Source organism: Mycobacterium sp. NGS69 (genome assembly GCF_059812165.1).
Window position 1 is genome coordinate 375,824 of sequence record NZ_JCALCD010000002.1, and the last position, 12,761, is coordinate 388,584.

A 12,761-nucleotide genomic window follows, 5' to 3' on the forward strand; every position below is an offset into this window, starting at 1 on the left:
TCAGGCGGGACAGTAGGTGTCGGTCCCGGGCAGTTTGCCGCTGTTGAGATAGCCGATCAGCGGCGGGACCGCGCAGGGCGAATAGATGCTGGCGCCGTGGCCGATGCCCTGCCACATCACCCGCTTGCTGGCCGCGTTGGCGTTGATGATCATCGCCGCCGTCGCGGCCGTGCCCTCGTTGCCGACGATCGGGTCGTTCTGCACGCCCGCCAGCAGGACGTCGACCTTGAGGTCCTTGGGCGGCGCGGGCGGCGGAATTGTGGGCCAGTGCACGCATTTCACCAAGCCGAGCGCGGCGACGGTGCCGAATTGGGGATAGAGCTTCGCCCACGCCACCACCAGTTCGCGCACCCGGTCCGGGGTCGGCCGGTTGATGGCATCGCTGCAGGAGTTGACGAACTGGCCGTCCGAGTCGGTGAGGGAGTACGCGTGGCCGATCAGGTTGTTCAGCTGGTTGGCGTCCCCGGAGCGGGCGGCCGCCAGCGCGTTGGCCAGGGCCTGCGTGGCGCCGACGCGTCCGCCGGAGGGGAAGCCCAGCGCGACGGTGATGGCGTTGGCCACCGCGGACACCGGCGCGCCGCCGGGGCCCTTGCCCGCGCGGGCGTCGGCCAGCATCGCGCTGATGGCGCCCTTGGGGTCCGGGCCCAGCGCGCAGTTGACGGCGACGCACTGGGCGGCGAACGCGTCGAGCGCGGCCTGCTGGCCCTTGACCTGTTGCTCGGCGGCGGCTTCGGCGTTGACGCCCAAGGCAATTGGGGAGTCGAGGATCAGCCTTGCGACCCGGTCGGGCCGCGACGCGGCGTAGGCCAGCGCGACCTGCGCGCCGTTGCCGATCCCGACCAGCGCGACGGCGGGCACGTCCCACAGGCTTCGCAGGCGTTCGATGTCGGACGCGGCGTGCGAGTTGTCGTAGGCCGAGGAGCCCGGGGCGATGGCGTCGGTGCAGTTGGTGGTCGCGGTGTTGGAGATGTCGGACAGGTTGGCGACCGGGTCGTCGCCGCTCTGGAACTGCGCCTGGTCGCGCATCGCCTGGCGGTCGAGCTGGTCGCGGCAGTCGATCGGGCTCGACATCCCCATGCCGCGGCGGTCGACGGCCACGATCGGGTGGGTTTGCAGCACGTCGGCGCCGCCCCGGGCGAGCCAGGCCGGCAACTGCGTCGAGGAGGGCAGGTCCGAGCCGGTGGTGAAGACGAGGGGACCGGCGTCGTGCGGCGTCTTGGAGGAGCGGGCGCGGACCACGCCGATGCTGAGCGTCCCCGACCCACCGTTGACGGGGTCGAGGTCGGCGTCGTAGGTCGCGCAGTCCAGCTGCACGTCCGGTGCCGCGGGCACGGCCGCGTCGCCGAACACCTTCGCCGTGCAGTCGCGCCATGACAGGTCGTTCTTGGGCGCGGCGATCGGCGGCGGGCCGGCCGGCGGCGGTTTCGTGGTGGCCGCGCCCTGCGGCCGGGCGCCGGAATTGGTGGCGAAGCGCGGGTCCGCGCCCAGGCCGGGAACGCAGCCGGCGACGAGCGCGGTCACCGCCACCAGGATCGTGGCGGACGCGATCTGCCGACTCATGCCGACAACAGTAGCTATGCCTTGACGTAGCGGGCGTAAAGGTAGCCGTCGTCGTCGGTGAGGAGGTGGGCGCGCCGCATGTGGGTCAGCACCTGGCCTGGGCCCGTCGCGATGCGCCGGGCCAGGCCGCCGACCAGGTAGGGCGCGATGGTCAGGCACAGCTCGTCGAGCAGGCCGCGGTCGACGAACGCGCCGAGCAGCATCGGGCCGCCCTCGGTCAGCACGCGGCGCATCCCGCGCGCCGCCAGGCCCGCCAGCAGGGCGGCCTCGTCGACCTGCCCGGGATCGCCGCCGGAGCAGTCGAGGACCTCGCACAGGTCGCCGAGCCGCCGGCTGGTCTCCGCGGCCGTCGCGGTGCAGGTGAGCACCAGCGGCGGCACCTCGGTGCGGGTGAACACCGCCATGTCGCGGTCGAGGCGGCCCGACTTGGTGACGATCGCGAGCTGCGGTACCTCGCTCTGCCCGCGGGCCTGCCGTCCCTGGCGCTGCGCGACGGCCAGGTGCGCGCCGGAATAGCCCTCGATGCGCACCGTGCCCGCGCCGACCACGATCACGTCGGCCAGTTCGCGCAGCAGGTTGAAGATGTGCCGGTCGCCCGGCCCGCCCATGGTGCCGCTGTTGCCGTCGGCGGTGGCCCCGCCGTCCACGCTGGTGATGAAATTCGCCCGCACGCACGTGCCGTCGCCCTCCGGATACCCGTAGAGCCGGGCGAGTTCGGCGTCGTCGATCTCCCGCGCCGAGCCGAGCAGCGTCAGCGGGGTCTCTGGCATGAGCTTGATTGCAGCACGCCGCTACAGTTCCTGCATGCACGGGGGCCGCGTGGGGCGTCTGGTGGATCGGCATCCGAGCGCGTCGCCCGAGCGGCTGATCGCCCAATTGCGGCCGCCGCCAACGTTCGCCGACGTGAGCTTCGCGACGTATCGCCCGGACCCCGCCGAACCGAGCCAGGCCGCCGCCGTCGCGGCCTGCCGGGACTTCTGCCGGCAGGCCGTGGAGCGCCGGGCCGGCCGGCGAAAACTGTTGGGCAAGCGGGCCGTGTCACCCGGCGTCGGGTTGTATCTGGACGGCGGCTTCGGCGTGGGCAAGACCCACCTGCTCGCCTCGGCCTACTACCAGCTGCCCGGCAGTGGGCCCGAGCCCCCAACTCCCAAGGCGTTCGCCACCTTTGGCGAGCTCACCCAGCTCGCCGGGGTGTTCGGCTTCGCCGAATGCATCGAGATGCTGGCCGGTTACACCGCGGTGTGCATCGACGAGTTCGAGCTCGACGACCCCGGCAACACCACCCTGATCGCGCGGCTGCTCTCGTCGTTGGTGGAGCGGGGGGTGTCGATCGCCGCCACCTCGAACACCCTGCCCGAGCAACTCGGCGAGGGCCGTTTCGCCGCGCAGGACTTTCTGCGCGAAATCAACACGCTGGCAAGCATTTTCACCACAATGCGGATCGACGGGCCCGACTACCGGCACCGCGGCCTGCCCCCGGCGCCGGAGCCGCCGTCGGACGAGGAGGTCACCGCGCGCGCCGCGGCCGTCGACGGGGCGACGCTGGACGACTTCGACGCGCTGTGCGCGCACCTGGCCACCATGCACCCGTCGCGGTACCTGACGCTGATCGAGGGCGTGACCGCGGTCTTCCTGACCGGCGTGCACCGCATCGACGACCAGAACGTCGCCCTGAGGCTGGTGTCGCTGACCGACCGGCTCTACGACGCGGGCATCCCGGTGGCCGCTTCCGGCGCGAGGCTGGACAGCGTCTTCGGCGAGGAGATGCTGGCCGGTGGCTATCGAAAGAAGTACCTGCGGGCTACGTCGCGGCTGGTGGCGCTGACCCAAGCTCGCGAACCATGACGTAATCGTTCTCGAGGCGGGCGCCCACTCGAAACGTCCTGGTGCCGGTGACCGTGAAGCCGTGCTTGGCATAAAAGCGTTGCGCGCGTTCGTTCGCCTGGTTGACGCCCAGCCACACGCGGCGCACGCCCCACTGCTGCGCGGTGGCGACGGCGAGGTCCATCAGCGCCGCCGACACGCCGGAGCCGTGGTGGTCGGGCAGCACGTAGATCTTCGACAGCTCGGCGGCGGCGTCGTCGGCGTCGCGAATGACCATGGCGTAGCCGAGGATTCGGCCGTCGCGCGCGGCGGTGAGGATCGCGCGGCGCGGGTCGGCCAGGTACTGCGCGAAGCGCTCGGCCGACAGGTTGGTCTCGATGAACGACGCGATGTCTTCGGCAGCCGTCGAGGGCGGGCAGGCCAGCGGAAAGGTTTGTGCGGCAACGGCAGCCAGGTCCCCGGCGTCGACACTACCCCTCGCGAGCGTCAGAGATTCCACTGCGCGAGGTGATAGCCCGTCTTCTTGTCCAGCAGGACGACGGTGGAGACCGGGTCGCGGTAGGCGTCCCAATACACCGCGCCCCGCACGATCGCCCCGTTCGGCGCGTTGACGAGCACGTTGTCCAGCGCGTCGGGCGCATCGGACGCGCGCGGCTTGTAGGCGTCGGCGAACGGGGTCACGCCGTCGAAGCTGAACTCGGTCGCCATGATGAACGGATTGGGCACCCGGACCGCGCGGACCGTCACGTCGGCGCGGTCGACGGTGCTGCCCGGAAAGCTTTTGATCGGAACGCCCTCGCGGGTGTAGCCGAATCCCGGCGGCGGGTCGCACGGGGCCACGCTGCTGACCGTGATGTCGGCGATGTACTTGCCGGTGTCCACCCGCAGGGTGTCACCGATGTGACCGATCGGCGCATCGGACGCCCACGCGCGCGGCGCCGAAACGCTCGCGGTCGCGACGATCAACACGGACAGGGCGATCAGCCAGCGATGCATCCTCGCATGATCGCACAGGGTCTATGGCGAACGGGAGGGGTCGGTTCCGGCGCTCAGCGACTCCAGCGCGTCGACCAGATCCGCCTCCACGCGGTCCTTGTCGACGCCGCACCGGTGCAGCGGCCCCGCGCCGTCCTCGAGTTCGAGCAGCGCCAGCAGCAGGTGTTCGGTGCCAATGTAGTTGTGGCCCAGCCGAAGTGCCTCGCGGAAGGTCAGCTCAAGCGCCTTGCGCGCCGGGCCGCTGAACGGGATGAGCTCGGGGGGTTCGCCGGCGGCCGGGGGCAGGCTGACGGCGGCCCGGATCGTGTCGGCCTCCACCTGTTGCCGTTTCAGCAGAACCGTCGCCAGGGCGGCCGGGTCGGTGAGCAGGCCGAGCAGCAGGTGGTCGGGGGTGATCTCGCCGTTGCCGGCTTCGTGCGCGGCGTTCTGGGCCGCCACCACCGCGCCGCGGGCCCGCGCCGTGAACCGCCCGAAGCCCTGCTCGGGGTCCAGGGTGGTGGGCTCGGCGCGCGGGACGAACCGCTTCTGGGCAGCCTGTTTGGTGACGCCCATGCTCTTGCCGATGTCGGTCCAGGAGGCTCCGGAGCGGCGGGCCTGATCGACGAAGTGCCCGATCAGGTGGTCGGCGACCTCGCCCAGGTGCTCGGCGGCCAGGACGGCGTCGGCGAGCTGGTCCAGCACGTCCGGGTGCACCCGTTTGATGGCGTTGATCAGTTCGTCGAGTCGGACGGGGTAGGCGATCGGGGTCGGCTCGGACATGCCGTCAACAGTAGGTTGACGACGGCAATGCTGTCAACCCTGGGTTGACGCAGGCAATTCGCGATTTGGGGTGCGGCCGTCGATTCGCTCTGGCACGATCAGGGCCGTGAAACCGCTGCTCTTGACGTTGACGAGCCTTGCCGCCTTGGTCGGCATGGCGGGGCCCGCGCGGGCGGACAGCACTGACGACGCGTTCCTCGTCTCGCTGCGCGCGGTCGGCATCACCTTCCCCGACCCGGGGCCGGCGATCGGGGCCGGAAGGTGGGTGTGCGACGCGATGGGCAAGGGGACGCAGATGGCGGACGTCATCAAGACGGTCCAGGCCCAGAACCCCGGGCTGCACGGGGACAACGCGGCGCGATTCAGCGCGATCGCGGCCAACGTGTACTGCCCGCAAACGCTTGCGGCCAGCGGCGGCAAGGTCAGCGGCGGCTAGCGTCACTGGATTTTTACAAACACGCCGGCCAACGGCCGGTTAACGAAACCTGTCCTCAACATTTCGCGTTTACGCTGCTGCGGACAAACGGCCCAGGTTGGGGATGGATTTGGACTTCGTTCAGGCACGGTTGATCGAGCCGCTGAGCAATGCCCTGAGTTGTCACGTCCTGGTTTACCTGCTCATCGGTGTCGGCATTTACTTCACGGTGCGCACTCGATTCATTCAGATCCGGTACTTCGGGCGCATGGTTCGCCAGCTCCGCAGGTCCCACCGCCAAGACGGTGGGATCTCGTCTTTTCAGGCCTTCTGCGTCGGCCTCGCGTCCCGGGTGGGCACCGGAAACATCGCCGGCGTCGCGATCGCGCTCACCGTTGGCGGCCCGGGCGCGATCTTTTGGATGTGGGTGGTGGCCGGGGTCGGCATGGCGACCGCGCTGATCGAGGCCACCCTCGCCCAGGTCTTCAAGGTCCGCTCGGACGACGGCGCCTTCCGGGGCGGCCCCGCCTTCTACATCCAGCGCGGCCTGCATTCCCGGACGGGCGGCGTCTTCTTCGCCGTGCTGCTCGTGGTCACGTTCTCGACAGCGTTCAACATGGTGGAGACCAACGCGATCAGCGGGGTGCTGAAGTCGTCGCATGGCATCGATATCGGTTGGACCACAATGGGGTTGGCCGTGCTGGCGGCGGTCCTCTTCGGCGGGGTGCGCAGCGTCGCCAAGTTCGCCGAATGGGTCATCCCGGCCGCTGCGCTGACGTATGCGTTGCTGGCGTTGGCGATCGTGGCCGTCAACATCTCCGCGCTGCCGGCCGTCCTCGAGGAGATCGTCGGCGGCGCATTCGGAATCAGGCAGCTGGCGGGCGGTTTCGCCGGCGGCATCGCGACGGCAATGCTGACCGGGGTCAAGCGCGGCCTGTTCGCCTGCGAGGCGGGGATGGGCAGTTCGCCCAACATCGCGGGCGCTGCGACGGTGTCACATCCGGTGGAGCAGGGTCTGATTCAGTCTCTCGCCGTTTTCGTCGACACCATAGTGATCTGCACGGCGACGGCGTTCATCGTGCTCATGGCGGGTCCCGGCGTTTACGATCCGGCTCACACCGGCTCGGTCGCGGGTGCCAGCCTGACGCAGTCGGCGATCGCCGCCGGCCTGGGATCGTGGACCACCGTGGTGATGACCGCCGTGGTATGCGTGTTCGGATTCGCCTCGGTGCTCAGCAATTACGTGTGCGCCGAGGCCAACCTGTTCTTCCTGGGGGGTCGGCACCTGGCGACCAACGCGTTGAAAGTCGTGACGCTGGGGGCGATCGTGTTCGGAGCGATGGCTCAGCTCAAGCTGGTGTGGGCGTTCGCGGATCTGACGATGGCGCTGATGGCCATCGCCAACCTGGTCGCGATCTGCCTGCTGGGCAAGTGGGCGTTCGCGACGGTGCGCGACTTTCACCGCCAGTCCATGCGCGGCGACCATCCCGTCTTCATCGCCAGCGAGGCCGGGCTGCCCGGCGTTCTGCCCGGCGACATCTGGGAAGCCCCCGGGCGCCGGCAGGTCGGTGCGCTGCCCGACTCGTTGCGGCTGAGCCGGCCGGCGGCGTAGCCGTCGCCGCTTCGGCCCAATTGTCACGATCTGTACCGAGTTCCGCGCGCTCCGCGGTGCGCGGGGCATTGGCTCGATACAGTCAGCCCGTCTGACCTGCCATCTGGGCTGAATACGAAGGGTTTAGTGCTCCCGACGTCATCGTCGACGCCGACCAGTGCTCGACGACGGCCGAACCCCAGCGGCTTCAAAAACCCCTAGCGCGCCCGCAAACACCTAAGCCAAAGGATCGCCGTGAGCCGATTTACCGAGACGATGTACGAAAACGCGCGGTCAAGCCCCAAGGGGATGGTCACCGGCGAGCCGCATGCGCCCGCCCGGCATACCTGGGCAGAAGTGCACGCGCGGGCTCGCCGGGTGGCGGGTGGGCTGGCGGCGGCGGGCATCGGGCCCGGCGACGCCGTCGCCGTGCTCGCGGGCGCACCGGTCGAGATCGCGCCCACCGCGCAAGGCATCTGGATGCGCGGCGCCAGTGTGACCATGTTGCATCAGCCCACCCCGCGCACCGACCTGGCACGTTGGGCCGAGGAGACAACCGGCGTCGTCGACATGATGTCGGCGAAAGCCGTTGTCATCTCGGAGCCGTTCATGGCCGCCGCGCCGGTGCTGTCGGGTCTCGGTGTGACGGTGCTCACCGTCGAGACGCTGCTTGCGAGCGCCCCCATCGGGCCCGTCGACACCTGCGACGGCGATGTGGCGCTGATGCAGCTGACATCGGGCTCGACGGGATCGCCCAAGGCGGTTCAGATCACGCACGCCAATATCGTCGCCAATGCGGAAGCCATGATGGTCGGGTGCAACTTCGACCTCGATAACGACGTGATCGTGAGCTGGCTGCCGTGCTTCCACGACATGGGCATGACCGGCTATCTGACGGTGCCGATGTACGTCGGCGCCGAGCTGGTAAAGGTCACGCCGATGGACTTCCTGCGCGATACGTTATTGTGGGCCAAGCTGATTGACAAATACAAGGGCACCATGACCGCCGCGCCCAACTTCGCGTACAACCTGTTGGCCAAGCGGTTACGCCGACAGGCGACGCCCGGGGACTTCGACCTGTCCTCGCTGCGGTGGGCGCTCTCGGGCGCCGAACAGGTGGATCCGCTCGACGTCGAGGACCTCTGCGTGGCCGGGGCGCCGTTCGGGTTGAAGCCCGAGGCGATCATCCCCGCCTACGGCATGGCCGAGACGACGGTTGCGGTGTCGTTCTCCGCGTGCGGCGGGGGCATGCTCGTCGACGAGGTGGACGCCGACCTGCTGGCCATCCTGCACCGCGCCGTCCCCGCGAGCAGGGGACATACCCGCCGGCTCGTCTCACTGGGCCGGCCGCTGGAGGGGCTGGAGCTGCGGATCCTCGACGAGGAAGGGAGCGTGCTGCCGCCGCGCGGCGTCGGCGTCATCGAGGTGCGCGGCGAGCCTGTGACCGATGGCTACACCACGGTGGCCGGGTTCATCGCCGCGCAGGATGAGCGGGGCTGGTATGACACCGGCGACCTGGGCTATCTCACCGAGGACGGCAATGTCGTGGTGTGCGGGCGGCTCAAGGACGTGATCATCATGGCTGGCCGCAACATCTACCCGACCGACATCGAGCGCGCCGCCTGCCGGGTGGCCGGGGTGCGGCCGGGCTGTTCGGTCGCGGTGCGCCTCGACGCCGGGCAATCGCGGGAGACGTTCGCGGTGGCGGTGGAATCCAAGGAGTGCGACGACCAGGCGCAAGTGCGCCGCATCGAGCGCCAGGTGGCGCACGAGGTGTTCGCCGAGGTCGATGTCCGCCCCCGAAACGTGGTGGTGCTGCAGCCCGGGATGATCCCGAAAACCCCGTCGGGCAAGCTGCGGCGCGCCCATGCGCTGGGCCTCGTCAGCTGAATCGGCGCATCCCGTCGCAGGGCGAGTATTTCGGCACCCACGACAGCTTTCGCAACGACGAGGCCCGCCTTCAGCGGATCGACACCAGCTGGCCGATCGAGTCCCTGGGCAGGTCGCCGTCAACGACCGCGGTCACCACCAATTTGTCCAGTGTGATCGCGCCGTTGTGGTTGTCGAGGAAGGCGATGTCGGCGGCATCGCGTCCAGTGGCGATGCGCACGAGGCTTTGCCTCGGCGCCAAGAGAGTGCCGTCAACCACTCGCCAGTGGCCCTCGACGAACGCCTCGGCTACCGCATGAAAGTCCATCGGGTACAAGCCGGGCGCATACACCGAAACAACGCGGGCCGGCACCTTGACAGCCCGTAACAGCGCCACCACGAGATGCGCGAAGTCTCGACATACGCCGGCACCGGAGAGCAACGTATCCACCGCGCCGTCGATGGCGTCACTCGAGCCTGGTACATAGTTCAGCCGGCTGCCGACCCAAAGGGAAACCTTCTCCAACAGAGTCGTCGAATCGATATAACTGCCGAATTCGGTTGCGGCGAAACCGAAAAACTTGTCGCACTCGGCGTAGCGGCTCGGACGCAGGTACATCGATAGGTCATACTCGGTCACCGGTGCCGGGTCGGTTTGCCCAACGATCGTGGCCGCGTAGTCGACCTTGAGTTTACCCACAGGGACGTCCAGCTTGTGGATGCGGTTACCATGCACACCGCTGATCTCCAACGGCCGCAGAAGATTTCCATCCAAGACAAATGACATCGACTCGGACACCTCGGTGTTGGGATGCGGTGCAACGGCGATCTGGAACTCCAAGGTCGTCGGGGCGGTGATCTCGACCTCGAGTTCAGCGGCGACCTCTCGTCTCATCTGTCCCTCCTGTCGCCTGACAGTCAACCCTCGGTCGCGGCCAAGCGCGGCGCCGCGCCTTTTACGACGGTGGCGTAGCCGAGGAATCGCTCTTGGGGCGGTCGGAGAAGGTGGGAAGTTGCACCGGTTCCGAGTCGCGAGGGGTGTCGGACACGACCTCGGGCTCGTAGCGGTGTGAAAACAAATCGGACGAATTCATGTATGCGTGGTCCTCAAATTGGTTCGGGCGATCGATTCGTGAGCTGCATCTACACACAAAAATGTGGACGGTGGCAGCGCGAAAACGAACGGCTTACCAATCAATCTACACGTGAGCCGCTGGTAAGACGTCTCGCCGAACCACGGGCGGCGTTGATCAACTCCAGAAACTGCGCCTCTTGATCCTCTTTCGGTCGCCCTCCACGTCGGTCCACTCACCGCAGGCGTAGCTGTATGCGTCCTTGGCGCCGACCCGGAAGACGTCGAGCGTGCCGTTGCTGTGCTCGACGTACACGTCACCGAACCGCATGTACTTGTCGCTCCCCCCGCCGGGCAGCGCCACGGTGACCGTCATGCCCGAAAGCTCCGGACACGCCGGTGAAATGCCGGTCGGTAAGCCGCGACCGGCGCTGCTTGGCCGCCGTCGCTGATCCCGAGCATGTCGCCGACCGTGGAAGCGTTGTCCGGCGCCGCCGCTGTCATCATCGCCTTGTGTGCGACGTCTGGATCAGTGCTCGGGGGCACCACCATCAGGAGGATCCTCTCGCGGCCGAGCCCGACCACTTCGAGGGTGTTGGCCGGTTGGTAACCGAAGCCGTCGAGTCGGACGGATCGTCCACCGGTCGTGAGCCGTGTCGGCGCCTTCGCCCATGCGGAGAGGTCGTACATGACCCGCGCAACGGAGCCCAGTCGCACCGACAGCACCGCCAACAGATCAGGCAGTTCGTTTTGCAGATCATCGGTGTGCGGCCACCATGCCCCGTCGACGTGCCCGGTCGGCCGCGCCTTCGGCTTCATACGCAGCCGCGGCGTGTTCTCCGGTCCTGCGCGGTGGCCGCCGGAAACCGCGCGGCCTTCGTGTCGTGTCATAGCGACGATCCCGTCTTGGCCGCGAACCGGCCAACTTAGCCGAATCGGCGACGGCGCGATCTCAGATGGTCGCGCGCGACATACCACCGACCCGATGCACCTCGCATCCCGAAGGGGTGCAAAGCCTCGTCAAAGGTGTTGTATATCAACGGTTCCGGATGCAAGGCGGGTTGGCAGTCGACCATGCGCGCTTGCCTTGGCCCGCTTGACTGCCCGCTTCTTCGGAAATGCCGGCATTACTAACCCTTTGATGACTGGGTCCGGATGGCCCCAGTGTGTTGATCGTACGCCTCCGAGGTGCTGGGGAACGCCGGGAAAACTGCCCGCAGCCCGAGCAAGACGGCGTTCGCGACGGGCGGGGCGCCGCCAGGCGGGCGGGCGGCAATAGGCTAAGAGGCCATGCGCGTCGATCCTGGACCGCTGACGTGGTCCGCCCTGGCCCAGACCTGGCATGTGGACCTTGCCTCGGCGGCGGTGATCGTGCTGGTGGGCGCCGCGTACGCCTGGTGTTACCGGCGCGGGCGATCGGTCCGACCGGCGCAGGCCGGTTGCTTCGCGGCCGGCGCGGCGCTGTGGGCGCTGGCGACGATGAGCGCGATCGGCGCGTACGCCTACGCCCTGTTCTGGATGCGGGCGCTGCAAGTGCTGCTGTTGCTGTACGTCGTGCCCTTCTTCATCGCGCAGGCCAAGCCGGTCACCGTGCTGCGTGACGCGCTCGCTGCGGCCGGGCGCGACCGCATCGACGGGCTACTGGCGACGCGGCTCGCGCGGGTGCTCGCGCACCCGCTGACCACATCGCTGGCGATGCTGGGCACACCCTGGCTGCTCTACCTGACGCCCTGGTACACCGCGTCCCTGCAGAACGAGTGGGTCGGCGCACCCACGCGAATCCTGTTGGTGGCGATCGGTTTTGGCTATTTCTACGCCCGACTGCAAGCGGATCCCGTTCCCCGCAGGTATTCGCAGGCCATCTCGTTGCTGATCACGGTCGTCGAAGCCCTGGGTGACGGGGTGCTGGGGTTGGTCATCTGGCAGGGCTCGTTGATCGGCGCGGCGTACTACGCGGAATTGCACCGATCGTGGGGGCCCGATCAGCGGCTCGACCAGACGATCGGCGCCGGTGTTCTGTGGATTCTCGGGGACCTGGTCGGGTGGCCGTTCGTGCTGCTGCTGATGCGCGCGCTGTCCCGGGACGAGAAGACGCACGCGGCCGCCGTCGACGCCGAGTTGGACGCGACCGAAACCGAGAGCGCCGCGCCGTCGGGATTGTGGTGGGAAAACGATCCCCAACTGCGCGAGCGATTCCGGCACCGCTAGGTCGGCCGGGGATGCGGGAAGGGCGCGGGTCTGGCACGATGGCGGCGTCATGAGACTGCTGTGGGGGATGGCAACCGTGGTCGCCGTGCTCGGCCTGGCCGCGCCGGCGTACGCCGACCCCGACGCCGCCACCGATCCCGCCACCGACGCCGACTTCCTGTCCGCGCTCAAGTTCGCCGGCATCACCTACCAGGACCCGAACGCCGCGATTTCGGCCGCCAAGACGCTGTGCCAGCTGGAGGACACCGGGTCGACCGAGGACGAGATCATCGGAAACCTTCAGCAGCGCAACGGGTTTACCGGCAACGGCGCGGCCAAATTCACGGTGATCGCGCTCGGCGCCTACTGCCCCAAGTACATCACCGGCGAGGGCCGGGGCCCCAAGCCCGAGGGCGCGGTCGGCGACTAACCCCGGCTAAACCGCCCGGAGTCTCGCACCGATTGCCGGGTTCTTGGACGTTCCACTG

General features: G+C 68.5%; 14 protein-coding genes. 6 read left to right on the forward strand and 8 right to left on the reverse strand.

The window, feature by feature from the left end; genetic code table 11:
• A complete protein-coding gene (locus AC5Y2S_RS07065) occupies window positions 1-1,578 on the reverse strand; it encodes an alpha/beta fold hydrolase (RefSeq protein WP_499955675.1) in 1,578 nt (525 codons plus the stop codon).
• The gene (locus AC5Y2S_RS07070) at window positions 1,575-2,330 is read right to left on the reverse strand and encodes a pyrimidine reductase family protein (RefSeq protein ID WP_499954947.1); all 756 of its coding nucleotides are present in this window, start codon (window positions 2,328-2,330) and stop codon (window positions 1,575-1,577) included. The genes AC5Y2S_RS07065 and AC5Y2S_RS07070 overlap by 4 nt, the downstream gene beginning before the upstream one ends.
• On the opposite strand from AC5Y2S_RS07070, the gene zapE reads away from it, so the two are divergent.
• The gene (gene zapE / locus AC5Y2S_RS07075; RefSeq protein ID WP_499954948.1) at window positions 2,329-3,405 is read left to right on the forward strand and encodes a cell division protein ZapE; all 1,077 of its coding nucleotides are present in this window, start codon (window positions 2,329-2,331) and stop codon (window positions 3,403-3,405) included. The genes AC5Y2S_RS07070 and zapE overlap by 2 nt on opposite strands.
• On the opposite strand, the gene AC5Y2S_RS07080 is transcribed toward zapE, so the two are convergent.
• Genes AC5Y2S_RS07080 through AC5Y2S_RS07090 form a run of 3 tightly spaced genes read right to left on the reverse strand, consistent with a single transcriptional unit; the run spans window position 3,362 to window position 5,139 of the window.
• On the reverse strand, window positions 3,362-3,883 hold the full coding sequence (locus tag AC5Y2S_RS07080) for a GNAT family N-acetyltransferase (RefSeq protein ID WP_499954949.1): 522 nt from the start codon (window positions 3,881-3,883) through the stop codon (window positions 3,362-3,364). The genes zapE and AC5Y2S_RS07080 overlap by 44 nt on opposite strands.
• On the reverse strand, window positions 3,871-4,380 hold the full coding sequence (locus AC5Y2S_RS07085; protein WP_499954951.1) for a hypothetical protein: 510 nt from the start codon (window positions 4,378-4,380) through the stop codon (window positions 3,871-3,873). Before AC5Y2S_RS07085 ends, AC5Y2S_RS07080 begins: the two co-directional genes overlap by 13 nt.
• 21 nt (window positions 4,381-4,401) lie before the next feature.
• Window positions 4,402-5,139: a Clp protease N-terminal domain-containing protein gene (locus AC5Y2S_RS07090; protein ID WP_499954952.1), complete on the reverse strand. Its 738-nt coding sequence runs from the start codon at window positions 5,137-5,139 to the stop codon at window positions 4,402-4,404.
• A gap of 106 nt (window positions 5,140-5,245) precedes the next feature.
• On the opposite strand from AC5Y2S_RS07090, the gene AC5Y2S_RS07095 reads away from it, so the two are divergent.
• The 3 genes from AC5Y2S_RS07095 to AC5Y2S_RS07105 all read left to right on the forward strand — a co-directional run bounded on the left by AC5Y2S_RS07095 (window position 5,246) and on the right by AC5Y2S_RS07105 (window position 9,035).
• The gene (locus AC5Y2S_RS07095) at window positions 5,246-5,575 is read left to right on the forward strand and encodes a DUF732 domain-containing protein (RefSeq protein WP_499902396.1); all 330 of its coding nucleotides are present in this window, start codon (window positions 5,246-5,248) and stop codon (window positions 5,573-5,575) included.
• A 103-nt stretch (window positions 5,576-5,678) separates the two neighbouring features.
• Entirely contained in the window at window positions 5,679-7,166 is a 1,488-nt protein-coding gene (locus tag AC5Y2S_RS07100) for an alanine/glycine:cation symporter family protein (RefSeq protein WP_499954953.1), read from the forward strand.
• A 234-nt stretch (window positions 7,167-7,400) separates the two neighbouring features.
• Entirely contained in the window at window positions 7,401-9,035 is a 1,635-nt protein-coding gene (locus tag AC5Y2S_RS07105) for a fatty acyl-AMP ligase (protein ID WP_499954955.1), read from the forward strand.
• 70 nt (window positions 9,036-9,105) lie between these two features.
• Here the strand turns inward: AC5Y2S_RS07105 and AC5Y2S_RS07110 are convergent, their stop codons facing one another.
• The 3 genes from AC5Y2S_RS07110 to AC5Y2S_RS07120 form a co-directional block, all read right to left on the reverse strand.
• Window positions 9,106-9,909, reverse strand: a complete 804-nt coding sequence (locus AC5Y2S_RS07110) for a transglutaminase-like domain-containing protein (protein WP_499902393.1) — start codon at window positions 9,907-9,909, stop codon at window positions 9,106-9,108.
• A 355-nt stretch (window positions 9,910-10,264) separates the two neighbouring features.
• Window positions 10,265-10,462: a hypothetical protein gene (locus tag AC5Y2S_RS07115; protein WP_499902392.1), complete on the reverse strand. Its 198-nt coding sequence runs from the start codon at window positions 10,460-10,462 to the stop codon at window positions 10,265-10,267.
• Entirely contained in the window at window positions 10,459-10,977 is a 519-nt protein-coding gene (locus AC5Y2S_RS07120; protein WP_499902391.1) for a DUF5994 family protein, read from the reverse strand. The genes AC5Y2S_RS07115 and AC5Y2S_RS07120 overlap by 4 nt, the downstream gene beginning before the upstream one ends.
• A 399-nt stretch (window positions 10,978-11,376) precedes the next feature.
• Here AC5Y2S_RS07120 and AC5Y2S_RS07125 point away from each other — a divergent pair, with 399 nt between their 5' ends.
• Window positions 11,377-12,294: a cytochrome c oxidase assembly protein gene (locus AC5Y2S_RS07125; RefSeq protein WP_499902390.1), complete on the forward strand. Its 918-nt coding sequence runs from the start codon at window positions 11,377-11,379 to the stop codon at window positions 12,292-12,294.
• Between the two features lie 49 nt (window positions 12,295-12,343).
• Window positions 12,344-12,703, forward strand: coding sequence for a DUF732 domain-containing protein (locus AC5Y2S_RS07130; protein WP_499902389.1), 360 nt, complete (start codon window positions 12,344-12,346; stop codon window positions 12,701-12,703).
• Window positions 12,704-12,761 lie beyond the last annotated feature (58 nt).